The following is a 13,511-nucleotide window of genomic DNA, read 5'->3' as shown; positions in this document are numbered from 1 at the left end:
CCTGGTGAGCCTATAATGCTAATGTTTTTGGAAACAGCAGGGTGTTTTCTACTTCAATGTGTTTTTGTAAATCGGCATCGAATTGGGCTAGGGTACGATAGCATGTTAGCCACGTATTACAGACTCCAGCAGGTGGAGTATAGTTATTGGTTAGGCTTCTGATGGTGTGCAACATTTCGTCTGCGTTGTCATGTTCGTGTAGCATCATATTAATGGGATTGCTGATATGACCAAAACAGCCCTGAGTAGGTTCGCCTAGGCTGAGTGATTTAATCGCTGGAAATAGAATGCGTTCTTCTTTCATTAGGTGTGGCATAAGCTCGGCAATGAGCTCGTTAACAGCATGAGCTAATGGTTTTATTTCTGCATGATCTTCACCATGGGCTCTAACCATTTTTTCGGTATATTCTGCCAATAAGGGTGCGGTATCGCGGATATACTGATGATGAGTTGCTTCAATATGGTCAATTAAATCAACTAATGATAACTGGTCTAATGAAGGTGCGGCTTGTTGAGTTAACATGAGTGTCCCAAAGATGCATATAATTTACATGTATTTTATATGCATCTTTTATAGCGCTCAAATTATTCCCTAAAAGATGTTAGCTGGGTCACATATTGATGTGATAAATGGCCTAAAGCGAGCAGGTTTCACCTGGTTTAAGCTTTGCCTCCAATACGAGATTACTCACCTGCTGTTGTTCTAACATGCCACCAATACGCAGTAGTGTATTTTGCCAACACAGTAGCCCACGATGATCCATACTTGGTTTTGCAAGTGTTTGTGGGGTTAGCCATTGCTTACTAACTAGGTCGAAGCGGTATTCATGCTTACTTGGCTGGCTTGGTTGGCCGTTATAGCCAATCCCTGAATAATTATAGGGATTGTCGCTGCCCCCTAAGAAAACAATTTGCCCGCCTGTTGGGGCCATAATTCCTGTTGCGGCCATACGATAATGCGCGGTTGCCGTGTTTGACTGACTTGCAGATTGCTCCTCGGGTAGATTGGCAATTGAATAATGCGGCAATAATTGCCAATCAATGCGTAAGTGATTGCTAGGGTTAATCTCTCCCAATAAACATACTGGTGAGGCTTTATAGCTTCTGCGTGCATTAATGTTTGGCTGCACTTTGACCCCATCACACAGCACTAGCTGATTACCCACTATGCCAACAGCCTGGCCAAAGACTGCGGGTGCAGGGATAGGGCTGGCTTGCGCCCAAGTGTCGGTTTGGGTGTCATACACTTGGACTAAATTAACATTGCCGTCATTATGCCAACCGCCAAATAAATAGATATAACGTTGCTGAAATGTGGCTGCTGTGGTGTCATCTACCGGTACTGGCATGTCGGCAATTCGCTGATAACTGCCGGTGTTAATTGAATATCGGTAATTGTCTATTGTGCTGATCTCATCATGATTTTCGGCTACCGTGTATCCTCCAAAAATGTAAGCGTGTTGTTTTATGCCTACGGCAGTGGACGCTAAACGCCCTGCTAATGGCGCAACATGCGGGACCGAATTGATGGATTGCCATTTGTTGTTTGGCTTGTCGAGCAACAACGCCCAGGCTTGATTGTGCACATCTTGATAGTGTTTGCCTTTTCCTAATCCCATAAAGCTCAGTAGATACGTTTGCTTGTTGGTATGCACCATGGCGACGGCATTGTTACTCAACTCCTGTGGCAGAGGGGCTAATTGAACGGCAAAGGCGGGTAGCGTGACCCCTAGGAAGGCGCCAACAAAGACATTCACCAAGCTGGAGCGCTTAACGATTGATTGAACGCGAGGTGCACTAGGCTTGGTTGAGCACTGCATGGTTAAGTCCTGTATTGATGGTGTTATCAGTGGGTGCTATTTACGGCTTAATGCCTTTACCCATTCGTATTTCGATATGTTGTTTGTAGGGTGGCTTGATATTGTCGGTATTATGTTGCTCGACAATAATATACCAATCAAAACCCTGTTGTTCTGTTAATACTGATGCCTGAGAAAGGGTGTTAGTGTGCAGTGTTGCTTTACTATTACTGATAATTTCCAGCATATAATAATTATCGGTAATTTTTCGCTCAATATACTGATACCCATCCGTTTGGCTGTACCGCGGTAGCTTGGAGGGGGTAGCACACCCATTGAGTAATGTTATGACGATTAACGTTAGGGTTATGGTTATGTTTTTTAACATTATTTTATCGCTTTGTCAGTTGTTTTAGGGCTTGCTGCTCTTGTGCCAGAGTGAGTGGGGCATCAGCGATAAGCTTATCAAGTTCTTGGTCCAGTGCCGAACCTCCACTTGCTGTTTGGTACTGAGCTTGATGATCTGGGCTGGTGTTATATTCTGCACTGGCGACTTGTTGCCATTGTCCCTGTTGTTCGCAGGCGATAATATTTCGCTGTTGAGTTTGGTTTTGCTGGGCGTATTGGCGACATAACTGGCCTTGTTGATTATAAAAGCTCAGCTGAATGCTCATCACGCTATCATCATCAAGCAAGGTGTTAATGCCACTTGGTAGTGTGGATAGTTGCTCACTAATGTCGTTTTGTACTCTTGCAGCGTGTTGAGCGGTATTCACGGTTTGGGTTGGTGAGTCGATGTGATAAACACCATAGCCAGCAATAAGTGCTACCACAGCCACTGCCGCAGCATACTGTTGGATTTGTTGTTGCGCTTTACGCCACCAGGGAAACTCGACTACATTATTTGCTAGGCCTTGGTCTTTAACTTGATTTACTGCACTTGGCTCAGCATCGGCTAATAATGCTTGTGTAGTAGCAGGAATAGGGTGGTGGTCAATAGCTTGATAATGCTCTTGTACCATTGCATCAACCATGGCCAGTTCGGCAAGTCGCTCAGCGATATCTTCGTTATCAACAAGCGCCATTCTAACCTGTTCCATTTCTTGCTCTGATAGTTCGGCATCTAAAAAGGCAGATAAGGTTTCATCGCTAAGGTTCATGCCATGCTCCCGTTGGGTTGTTTAAAAAAGCTCACCATATTGGCTCTTGCCCTAGCCAGGCGGCTCATGATGGTGCCAGTTGGAATAGATAAAACATCTGCGGCTTCTGTGTAACTCATGCCTTGCACTGCAATTAACGACAGTACTTCACGTTGATCATCCGAAAGGCTATTCATTGCTTGGTTTACCTCGCTTAAGGTGATGTCGTTAATCATGTCGGCCTCACCATCGCTGTAGTTTTCTGACTGCAGTTCGGGCTTTGTGGTAGCGAGTGTACGCACTTTTTGTGCTCTGTAATCATCAATCCATTGATTGCGGCATATTTTAAAGGCCCACTTTGCTAGTGGTACTCCCTCTGGTGGCGGCGAGTTTAAGATCCGCAATAGGGTATTTTGCACGAGGTCGTCTGCATCAGGCATTGAACCGGTCAATGAATAGGCAAAGCGTCTTAATGCTGGCAGTAATGTAGTTAATTCTGTCTTCATATTTTAAGTTATACTCTTTTTCGCTTTAAAGTTGGCCTTGTATAGATAACGGGTCAGCAGATGAGTTTATTCCAATAGAGAGGGAATTTTTATTGTTGTCAGACGTTTTTATTTTACACACTATACGCCAAGCAAGGTAAATCGATGAGAACAATGAAAAAATATAAACTGACTATATTGGGCTTGGTCTTTGTGCCTTGGGTGGCTACAGCTCAGCTATTACCTATTACTCAGTTACCTGACACCATTGTGGATCAGCTTGACCGCAGCGTAAATCGTAATGCTGAACGGCTACAAGAATTAAAACAACAGCGCTTGGTTGAGCAGCAATTGCAAAAAACACTCGCAATTAAAGCGCAGCTATTAGATCCATTAGTGCAGTTACCGAGTGTGTTACCGATATTAGATACTCGTAAGCAATTACTGTGGAATGAGGTTGAAATTGAACTTGGGCAGCGAGCAGTTGAGCGCGAGTGGCTGATATTGTTGTCTGCCGAGCAATGGCTGCAAGTGTTAAAGGTTGTACCGACGTTATCTCAATATGTGCACACTCGTAAAAACCTAGACAGTATTGATTTGCAACTGATTAAGCTAAGAGTGTCTGAGTCGTTAGATAATACTCTAAAGCTTCGCCAGCAATTGCCAGAATTATTAGCTCCTTATTTAAGCCGTAATTTTATTTATCAGCCGCAGGCCAACTTATCTGAACGAAGCACTGCTCAGCCGGTGGAACAAGATAAGGCTTCGGCTATGTGTGATGTGCCCATTGCATTGGGTATGGTCGATACCGCAATTACCTCTGATCATTCAGCATGGCCTAGCAAAAGTGCAAAACGTTTTGCCTTAATTCAACAAGATTTTTTACCTGCTGCAATACCGGTTTCATACAGTCATGGTACTGCGGTAGCGGGGGTGTTGGCGGGAGATAATGCATCGCTTAGTCCATTGCTTCCCTTGCTCACTTTATACAGTGCTGGGGCGTTTTATGCGCAAAACGAGTACCAACAAGGCGCAACACTTGACAGCATTCTTCAGGCGCTAAATTGGTTAGTTGCGCAAAATAATCGAGTGGTTAATATGAGTCTTACTGGGCCTGATAATCCGGTGTTGAATGAGGTGGTTTCTCGCTTAGTGGCCAAGGATATTATTCTTGTTGCAGCTGCGGGTAATGGTGGCCCCGCTGCGGCGCCATTGTATCCTGCTGCATATGATGGAGTTATTGCAGTTACCGCAGTCGACGATGCTAAGCGATTATATCGCTGGGCTAATCAAGGCGATTATATTGATTTTGCTGCATCAGGGGTTAAGGTACTCACTACTCGCGCAGATGGCAGTGTTGGGCGCGAGAGTGGTACGTCAATGGCGACACCGGTAGTGAGTGCTAAAGTGGCTTGTTTGCTAGCATCGTCACCAGAGCTAACACTGGCGCAGGTGGTTGAACAATTACAGCAACAAGCGCAAGATTTAGGTGAGCCGGGTAAAGATAATCAATATGGCTATGGCTTATTAACTCGGCCTTTAAAAGCTGGCTTGTAATAATAGTCCTGCGCGCGTTTCAGCATAATCGGCGCTGTCTATTGTTGATTTAAAATCACCATATTCTACCGAGGTTAATACCGCCCAATGTTGGCCTAAACTGATTTCCCATTTAGCATCATACTGTTGATGTACATCATCTCGTCGACTGCCATTTTCTTGAGTGTGGTAATCTCGTTGGCTTAGTTTGGCGCCAAGCTGGATTTTTTGAGCTATTTGCCATAATGAAAATTGATTAGACACACGGGCGTTTAATCCCGTCGAAGTGTACCTAAACTCTGGTGCATTGGTTTTTTCATCTTCATAGGTTACGCCCAGTGACATAAAACGCTGGCCTTGGTTAAAAAACCAAAATGAGTCAAGGGTAGCGCTGTAGCTTTTAGCATCACGTTGCTCAATTTGAGCAAATTGTTTGTCGGCATGCATCACGCTTGGGCGAAGAAACCAGCTGTCTGATAAGTTGTGCATGGTATATAAGCTGACTTGAGTTAACGTTAAAAAATCGTTGTCATCTAAATCGGCTTGAGCATGGTATACATTGGAGCCTATGGTGGTTGCGGTGAATGCATAGCTAACATCGGCAAAGGCTAGCTGTAGGCGAGAATCATAATCGCTGGCCGTTTGATAGCTTTTATCATTGATGCTGTAACCCGTGTCTACACGTAAGTTGTCACTCACTTGCCAGCCCAGATCGAGCTGAGCATCAAGCACCACCGCATTGTCAGACTCACCACTGGCTTGTTCAAGCTCACTAATATTAACGTTAGATTGATACTCCATACCCGCCTTAGCTTTGCCACTAAATGACCAGTCATCTGCAGTGGTATTTGCCCATGAGAGTGGGCTGGTAATGGCCAAGGCTATTGCTGTTGTGCGTGTGGTAAAGCGAGTAAATAAAGCCATGATGTGACATCCTTAGTAAACAGGTTTACGGATAAGCCGGCAGTGATGCCGGCATAAACGAGGTTGGATTAGCTTGAGTGGGTTATAAACCGCTGGTTAATCGAATGGTGTTTTGGATAGTGTTGTTAACCTCTGCATTTACTGTTTGGCTTACTGCCTGGGTCACTTGTTCGCGGGCATTTTGTTGAACAAGTTCACTCGCACTCGCTTGTAACTCTTGTTGCACAGTATTAAGTGCAGTGGCGTTTACCGCCGTTGTAGTTGCTTGCGAAAGCGCTGAATTAGTTGATGCAGATATCGCGTTGCTGGTGGCGCTAAGTGTATTGGCTGTTAAGCTGTTTTGCAGTTGTGAAGCACTGTTAGCTGTGGCTGTTGTTGTTAACTCAGTAGCGCCATTGACTGCGTTATTGAGTGCAATCTCAGTTGAGTTAGCAGCTGTTAGGGCACTATTTACTGAGGTGTTAGCTAATTGGGTAGATGTATCAGCCGAGGTGATAACAGCAATAGACGCTGATGCTAACGTTTGTGACGCTGCCATTTCAGCCGTTGTCGCAGTTTGACCACTAAGCTCAGTTGCAAGAGTTACACTACCATTGGCAATATCGTTAAGTTGTGCACTGGCCATTTGAGACACAGAATCGACATTGGCGATGGTAGTGTCAACAGATGAATTGACTGATGAGCTAACTGCCGTTAGTGTTTCCGTCGGCATCAATAGTGTTAATTCGCCGTTAGCTGATGTTGATGATTCAGCCGTCATTGATGCCGAGTCATCTGTTTCGCTTGTTTCTGTTGTGTCAGTGTTATTAGCTGCTGTTTGATCTGCGCTGCTTTCGCTATTGTTATCTGACGTTGCAGTATTATTAGATGCTGCAGCCTGGTGACTATTTTGAAGGTTAGCGCTAGCACTTATTTGTGTTGATTGACCTTGACTAAATTGCACATCAGCTTGTGCAGATGTTGAGGTTGAAACAGACATTTCAGCACTCATTGCCATGGTTGAAAAACAGGCTAGTGCGATTAAAGTAGGTTTAAATAATGTGTTCATTGTAGTTCCCTCGTTGTTGTCGTGATTGACATAGTGATAACGAGGCAACGACAGATTCTATTCCAATTATTTTTATAAAAATTGAAAATAAATTAAATCCATAACGAAAATCAATCTTAAGTTGTTGTAAATTAGCTATTTTATATTATTTTATATTAATTTAAATTATGCAGATATTTAAAAACAAAACGGGCTTATCATTGCTGATAAGCCCGTTTTGTTACAATCGCTTAGACGTTAAGTCTTAGTTCATGCCGTATTTTTTTAACTTTTTACGTAAAGTACCACGGTTGATACCTAACATATTAGCAGCGCGCGTTTGGTTGCCACGAGTGTGTTGCATAATGATGTCTAGTAAAGGTGCTTCAACTTCGCACAATACCATTTCATATACTTCAGAAGCTTCCTGACCGTCTAACTGAGAGAAGAAGTTAGTTACGGCACGTTTAACTGCGTCACGTAATAACTGCGGCTTGATAGTGCCGTTTGCTGTTTCGATTTTGCCTACGGTAAGCTGGTGAACTTCTGTGTTAGTTGTCTGATCAAACATTCTATTCTGCTCTTTATTAAATTCTAAACTAATTCATCAAAATAACATTCTACAAGAGAATGTTGCTGGGCAGCGGTTTCAAGCCGATTGAAGTCAGCACGAAATTGGCGCTGTTCCTCATGGTTTAGGTACCACCCGACGTGCTTTCTAGCAAATCGGACACCTTTGTATTCGCCATATAAGTCATACAGTTTGTTAAGGTGTTCAAGCATCACTGTGCGTTGCTCGTCCGCCTTAATTGGCGCTAACTTTTTACCTGTTTCCAGATAATGTAGGATTTCTTTAAAAATCCATGGCCTTCCTTGTGCACCTCTTCCTATCATCAGGGCATCTGCACCAGTGTAGTCAAGCACAAACCTGGCTTTCTCTGGTGTGTCGATGTCCCCGTTGGCGACAACAGGAATCGAGACATTCTGTTTAATTGCTTTAATGGTGTCGTACTCGGCAAAGCCTTTGTACATGCATTGTCTCGTTCGGCCGTGAACGGCAAGCGACACAATGCCACAATCTTCAGCAATTTGGGCTATTTCAACACCATTACGATGCTCAGGTTCCCAACCTGTTCTTATCTTAAGTGTTACTGGCACATCAACTGCAGCAACCACGGCTTGCAAAATCTCTTTTACTAACTCGGGGCTTTGCATTAATGCTGAGCCGGCAAACTTTTTATTCACTTTTTTTGCGGGGCATCCCATATTGATATCAATGATATGCGCGCCTTGTTCAACATTGAACTTTGCGGCATTGGCCATTAATTCTGGATCTGCACCTGCAATTTGTACGGAGCGTATACCTTCCTCACCAGAATGCGTCATGCGCTGGCGGCTTTTGTCGCTATCCCAAACCTCGGGATTCGATGAAAGCATTTCTGATACCGCTAAGGCTGCGCCATAACGTAAACAGAGATTTCGGAAAGCCTGATCAGTGACACCTGCCATTGGTGCCACAATCAGCTGATTAGACAGTTGATACGGGCCAATTTGCATTGCGGACTTCACCTTGCTCTTCAAAGGGGCGCTATAGTAGCCCTTTTTGGCGGCCGTGAAAAGGTCAATAAATGACCTAAATGCAACTTTTTTGCTTGACTTTTATTGGCTGTCACATCTTTGACTAATAATTGGCGTTTTTTGAGGGTATTTGAGTGCTGGTGCGAGTTGCAGCTGAGCTTTTTTATTGACGTTGGGGTTTTTTTAGGCTTGTTAATAGGCTGTAAACAATAAAGTGTGGCAAGTTTTTGTCATTATACTTGCCACACATTAAGCGGTAGTTGGTGCTATTTACGGATGCCGCTTAAGCGACTCCAATCTTCTTTATGGCATGCAGGTTCCATATCGAACCATTGGCTATAAAAGTCTGACACGTCTTGCGCTTGTTCTTGTAATAAACCTGATAAAGCAAGCTTGCCACCTGTTTTGACTTTTTCTGCAATCAGCGGAGCGAGCTCTTTTAATGGCCCCGCTAAAATATTGGCGACTAGCACATCTGCTTGTAAGTTTGCTGGCTGGTTTTCTGGTAGGTATAGCGATAATTGCTCAACGACATTATTGCGCTCTGCGTTTGCTTTAGAGGCATCAATAGCCTGGTAATCGATATCAACGCCGGTGACTTTTTTTGCACCAAGCTTAATGGCTGCAATGGCCAAAATGCCTGAGCCACAACCAAAGTCGATCACTTCTTGGTCGGTTAAATCTAGGCTGTCTAACCACTCTAAACATAAAGCCGTTGTTGGGTGAGTACCAGTGCCAAATGCTAGGCCTGGATCAAGAATAACGTTGACAGCTGCTGGGTCTGGAATTTCACGCCAGCTTGGGCAAATCCATAACCGCTGACCAAATTGAATTGGATGAAAGCTGTCCATCCATTCGCGGACCCAATCTTTGTCTTCAACCTGTTCTATTTTATGAGTAAACCCTTTGCCTAGGAATGGCATGGTTTCTAAAAACTCAATCGTTGGGGCTAAGTCTGTGTCGGCATCAAATAAAGCGATTAAGATGGTGTCTTGCCATAAAGGGGTTTCACCCAGTTTAGGCTCGAAAATGGGCTCGTCCTGGCCGTCTTCATAGGTGATGGAAACTGAACCTTGATCCATTAATAAGTCACCAAGCATATCTGCATGGTCGCGATGGGTGTGAATGCGCAATTGGATCCAAGCCATGAAATGTTCCTAATCAATAAATATTAATACAAGCATTGTTGGCCGCCATTATACCCAAACCGCCTACATTTGTGCGTTTTCATCGACACTTTATTTGGTCTAAGCGATATTTATGCAGGCGTTTAGTTGCAAGCGTTATGTATGTGATCCGCTTCTAACAATACAGTATATGTGGGTGAGCAAGGTCACGGATTGTTTTTTGTCCAGTGCTGTTGTCACTCAACTCTTGCTATTGTCATTCTATCTTATTGTGTCTGCACAGGATGTATTGATTTATGGCTGCAACCCCTTTGCCTGCAAAAGCCGTTTTGTTAACCGATAAACCCAGAGGGTTTTCACACCCTGTATGGGCGGCGAGAGCTGACAGGTTACAAAGTGTTACTGGCGTTATATTAGGGCTGTTTCTCATTGTGCACTTGCATTTTGAGTCGAGTATTTTACTGGGTAAAGATGCGTTTTATCAGGTTGCTCAGTTTCTAGAGGGCGGTATTTTTAGCGAAACTGGCCATGGATTTCCTATTCTTACCCAAATATTCTCTGCATTTATGTTGATCGTTGTGCTTGTTCATGCAGTGTTTGCATTAAGGCGTTTTCCCACTCAAATTGGTCAGTGGCGAGCGCTTCGTCAACAAATGCAATTTTTACCCCATGAAGATACCAAGATTTGGTTTTGGCAAATGATAAGCGGTTTCTTGTTGTTTTTCTTAGTGCCTGTGCATCTTTTTGCCATGATGACCAACCCCGAAATTGGCCCTCATTTATCGGCAGAGCGAGTCGTACATCAAAATGCGTGGATGTTATATGTACTGTTACTACCCGCTGTGACTGTGCATGCCATTTTTGGTTTGTATCGTGTGTCGGTGAAATGGGGGCTGACAACACAACGTTTTGCCATGCTGAAGTTAGCAAAAGTGATTTTGGCGTATTTAATGGTGTTAGGGGTAGCCAGTCTTGTGGCCTACATCATTATTGGTCGTGCACTTAGCTTGCCTGTTGTGCCTTTTGTTCCTGGCTTGTAATAAGGATATGTTGTGAAAATTATTTATACCGATTCCTTAGTTGTTGGCGCTGGTTTAGCGGGTCTTAGAGTGGCTATTGCCTCTAAAGAACGCGGGCTTGATACCATAGTACTGTCACTTATTCCGGCTAAACGCTCTCATTCTGTTGCCGCGCAAGGCGGTATGCAGGCCAGTTTAGCTAATACTGTAAAAGGCATGGGCGACAATGAAGATGTGCATTTTCAAGATACAGTAAAAGGGTCTGACTGGGGTTGCGATCAGCAAGTTGCTCGAATGTTTACCCATTGTGCGCCTAAAGCCGTCCGCGAACTCGCCCATTGGGGCGTGCCGTGGAGCAGAGTGAGCCAAGGTGATCGCGAAGTCATTGTTAATGCACAAAAAGTCACTCTAACCGAGACGAAAGAGGCGCATGGTTTAATTAATGCGCGTGACTTTGGTGGTACTCAAAAGTGGCGCACTTGTTACACCGCCGATGGTACTGGGCATTCATTATTATATGCTGTCGATAACCGAGCCATTTCAATGGGCATTCCTGTCCATGAGCGTATGGAGGCACTAAAAATCATCCATGATGGCAAACGCTGCCATGGCGTGATTGCTCGCTGTTTAATCACTGGCGAGATCCGGGCATATGTTGCTAAGTCGACCACTATTGCCACTGGCGGTTATGGCCGCATTTATGAAGTGTCGACCAATGCGATTATTTGCGAAGGCATTGGCCAGGCTTTGGCGCTAGAAACCGGTGTCGCAACCTTAGGTAATATGGAGGCGGTACAGTTTCACCCAACCGCCATTGTGCCGGTGGGGATTTTAACCACAGAAGGTTGCCGGGGTGATGGCGGTGTATTACGTGACAAAGATGGTCACCGCTTTATGCCTGATTACGAGCCCGATAAAAAAGAGCTTGCCTCGCGTGATGTTGTATCGCGACGAATGACCGAACATATGCGCAAAGGCAAGGGCGCAAATAGTCCATATGGACCACATTTATGGTTAGACATCACTTTGCTGGGCAAGAAGCACATCGATACCAATTTGCGTGAAGTTAAAGAGATTTGTCAGCATTTTTTAGGCATTGATCCCGTGACTGAATGGATCCCCGTGAGGCCAACACAGCATTATTCAATGGGCGGTATTCGCACTAAACCCAATGGAGAAAGCCCACAGTTATCAGGACTCTTTAGTGTAGGCGAGGCCGCGTGTTGGGATATGCATGGTTTTAATCGTTTAGGCGGTAACTCGTTAGCTGAAGCCGTAGTGGGCGGAATGATCATTGGCCAATATGTGGCAGATTTTTGCCAACAAGCAACCTTAACCATTGATACCAAATTAATTGAGGAGTTTGGCCGACAAATAGACTGTGAGATTACAGAGCTTATTGAAGGTAATGGAACTGAAAAAGCGATTGTTATTAAGCAAGCAATGCAAAAAGTTATGATGGATTATGTTGGGATTTTTCGTAATGGCACTCAACTCGAGCAAGCAGTTAATGAGTTAAGTGAACTACTTAAGCGCTCACGTAATATTGGCTTAACGTGTAAAAAACGTCACGCTAACCCTGAGTTAGTTGATGCGTTAAGAGTGAAACGTATGTTAAAGGTTGCGTTAACTGTGGCTAGTGGTGCTCATGCTCGTACAGAAAGTCGTGGTGCGCATTCGCGTGAAGATTACCCTGAGCGAAATGACCGTGATTGGCTTAATCGTACGCTCAGCTCATGGCCAGACGAAAACGCATTAGTGCCAACGTTAAGCTATGAACCCATCGATGTGCTGTCTATGGAGTTACCACCAGGGTATAGAGGTTATGGTACTAACAATGCCGTTGCTCATCCAGATACCGTGATACGCCAGCAGCAAATTGAGCAAATATTGGCAGACTTAGATAATCCAAGCGATCGCGTGGCAAGACAAGCGGCCATTATGCCCTACGAGTTACCCGATGAATTTATGCCAGCCAACCAAAGATTGTTTGATAACGTCGATGTTAAAGGAGTTCCTGCCAAATGAGCCAAGCCCGTCAATTGACGTTTTCAATATTTCGTTACGATCCTCAAGATCCTAACGATAAGCCTAAAATGATGCGTTACCTTATTACTGAAACGCCGGGTATGACGGTGTTTATTGCATTAAACAAATTACGTGAGACGCAAGACCCATCGTTGCAGTTTGATTTTGTTTGTCGTGCGGGTATTTGTGGTAGTTGCGCCATGGTGATTAATGGTAAGCCGACACTCGCTTGCCGTACCTTAACAGCTAATTTTCCAAGCGCTGAAATAAGTTTAATGCCTTTACCAGGGTTTGAGTTGATTGGTGATTTATCAGTCAATACTGGTAAATTCATGCGCGAGCTCGCTGAGCGTTTGCAGTTGTGGTTAAAGCCCAACGACACCGACATGGACATTCATCGAATAGAAGCGCCGATGGCGCCAGAAGAAGCCGCCAAACTTTATGAGCTTGAACGTTGTGTTGAGTGCGGCGTGTGTGTTTCAGCTTGTGCTACTAAGCAAATGCGTGACACCTTTGTTGGTGCGGTTGGGTTAATGAAAATTGCCCGCTTTGAACTCGACAGTCGTGATAGTCGCACCAGTGATGATTTTTATCATGTTATCGGTAATCAAGATGGGGTATTTGGTTGTATGACGTTACTCGGTTGCCAGGACGCATGCCCTAAAGATTTACCGCATATGCAACAAATTGCTTATCTTCGTCGAAAAATGAGTATTAGTGTCTCCAATATATAAATAGGGTTAATGAATATTAATTTAGGCTAATATTCATTTATGCATTATAAAACAGCCGTTTACCAAGTGTTAGAGCTGGGTAGGCAGCTGTTTTGGCTTTAGTTTGTTGTACAGT

The 13,511-nt window shown here is 44.2% G+C and carries 14 protein-coding genes; 4 read left to right on the top strand and 10 right to left on the bottom strand.

The window, feature by feature from the left end; genetic code table 11:
• Positions 1–10: 10 nt before the first annotated feature.
• The 5 genes from K8B83_RS21130 to K8B83_RS21110 form a co-directional block, all read right to left on the bottom strand.
• The gene (locus tag K8B83_RS21130; RefSeq protein ID WP_188740551.1) at positions 11–523 is read right to left on the bottom strand and encodes a hemerythrin domain-containing protein; all 513 of its coding nucleotides are present in this window, start codon (positions 521–523) and stop codon (positions 11–13) included.
• A 112-nt stretch (positions 524–635) separates the two neighbouring features.
• Entirely contained in the window at positions 636–1,820 is a 1,185-nt protein-coding gene (locus tag K8B83_RS21125; RefSeq protein ID WP_188740552.1) for a Kelch repeat-containing protein, read from the bottom strand.
• A 40-nt stretch (positions 1,821–1,860) separates the two neighbouring features.
• Positions 1,861–2,187: a hypothetical protein gene (locus K8B83_RS21120; RefSeq protein ID WP_188740553.1), complete on the bottom strand. Its 327-nt coding sequence runs from the start codon at positions 2,185–2,187 to the stop codon at positions 1,861–1,863.
• A 4-nt stretch (positions 2,188–2,191) separates the two neighbouring features.
• Positions 2,192–2,959: an anti-sigma factor family protein gene (locus tag K8B83_RS21115; RefSeq protein ID WP_188740554.1), complete on the bottom strand. Its 768-nt coding sequence runs from the start codon at positions 2,957–2,959 to the stop codon at positions 2,192–2,194.
• The gene (locus K8B83_RS21110) at positions 2,956–3,444 is read right to left on the bottom strand and encodes an RNA polymerase sigma factor (protein WP_188740555.1); all 489 of its coding nucleotides are present in this window, start codon (positions 3,442–3,444) and stop codon (positions 2,956–2,958) included. The genes K8B83_RS21115 and K8B83_RS21110 overlap by 4 nt, the downstream gene beginning before the upstream one ends.
• Positions 3,445–3,597: 153 nt before the next feature.
• Between K8B83_RS21110 and K8B83_RS21105 the strand changes: the two genes are divergently transcribed.
• On the top strand, positions 3,598–4,980 hold the full coding sequence (locus tag K8B83_RS21105; RefSeq protein ID WP_188740585.1) for a S8 family serine peptidase: 1,383 nt from the start codon (positions 3,598–3,600) through the stop codon (positions 4,978–4,980).
• On the opposite strand, the gene K8B83_RS21100 is transcribed toward K8B83_RS21105, so the two are convergent.
• The 5 genes from K8B83_RS21100 to prmA form a co-directional block, all read right to left on the bottom strand.
• A complete protein-coding gene (locus K8B83_RS21100; protein WP_188740556.1) occupies positions 4,963–5,883 on the bottom strand; it encodes a surface lipoprotein assembly modifier in 921 nt (306 codons plus the stop codon). The genes K8B83_RS21105 and K8B83_RS21100 overlap by 18 nt on opposite strands.
• 82 nt (positions 5,884–5,965) lie before the next feature.
• The gene (locus tag K8B83_RS21095; RefSeq protein WP_223418798.1) at positions 5,966–6,931 is read right to left on the bottom strand and encodes a hypothetical protein; all 966 of its coding nucleotides are present in this window, start codon (positions 6,929–6,931) and stop codon (positions 5,966–5,968) included.
• 244 nt (positions 6,932–7,175) lie between these two features.
• On the bottom strand, positions 7,176–7,481 hold the full coding sequence (fis, locus tag K8B83_RS21090) for a DNA-binding transcriptional regulator Fis (protein ID WP_011635942.1): 306 nt from the start codon (positions 7,479–7,481) through the stop codon (positions 7,176–7,178).
• 23 nt (positions 7,482–7,504) lie between these two features.
• Positions 7,505–8,467, bottom strand: a complete 963-nt coding sequence (gene dusB / locus K8B83_RS21085) for a tRNA dihydrouridine synthase DusB (RefSeq protein ID WP_188740558.1) — start codon at positions 8,465–8,467, stop codon at positions 7,505–7,507.
• 287 nt (positions 8,468–8,754) lie between these two features.
• Positions 8,755–9,636 (bottom strand): 50S ribosomal protein L11 methyltransferase, encoded by an 882-nt coding sequence (gene prmA, locus K8B83_RS21080; RefSeq protein ID WP_188740559.1) that lies wholly within the window; start codon positions 9,634–9,636, stop codon positions 8,755–8,757.
• Positions 9,637–9,911: 275 nt separating this feature from the next.
• Here prmA and K8B83_RS21075 point away from each other — a divergent pair, with 275 nt between their 5' ends.
• From K8B83_RS21075 to K8B83_RS21065, 3 genes are read left to right on the top strand one after another with little or no spacing between them, the layout of a single operon-like run.
• Positions 9,912–10,655, top strand: coding sequence for a fumarate reductase cytochrome b subunit (locus tag K8B83_RS21075; protein WP_188740560.1), 744 nt, complete (start codon positions 9,912–9,914; stop codon positions 10,653–10,655).
• Positions 10,656–10,667: 12 nt separating this feature from the next.
• On the top strand, positions 10,668–12,662 hold the full coding sequence (locus K8B83_RS21070) for a fumarate reductase flavoprotein subunit (RefSeq protein WP_188740561.1): 1,995 nt from the start codon (positions 10,668–10,670) through the stop codon (positions 12,660–12,662).
• Positions 12,659–13,396, top strand: a complete 738-nt coding sequence (locus tag K8B83_RS21065) for a fumarate reductase iron-sulfur subunit (protein ID WP_188740562.1) — start codon at positions 12,659–12,661, stop codon at positions 13,394–13,396. The genes K8B83_RS21070 and K8B83_RS21065 overlap by 4 nt, the downstream gene beginning before the upstream one ends.
• Positions 13,397–13,511 lie beyond the last annotated feature (115 nt).

It is taken from the genome of Shewanella inventionis (genome assembly GCF_019931735.1).
Lineage (GTDB): Bacteria > Pseudomonadota > Gammaproteobacteria > Enterobacterales > Shewanellaceae > Shewanella > Shewanella inventionis.
Note: the sequence above shows the minus strand (reverse complement) of the source record. Positions and strands in the feature narration are given on the sequence as shown.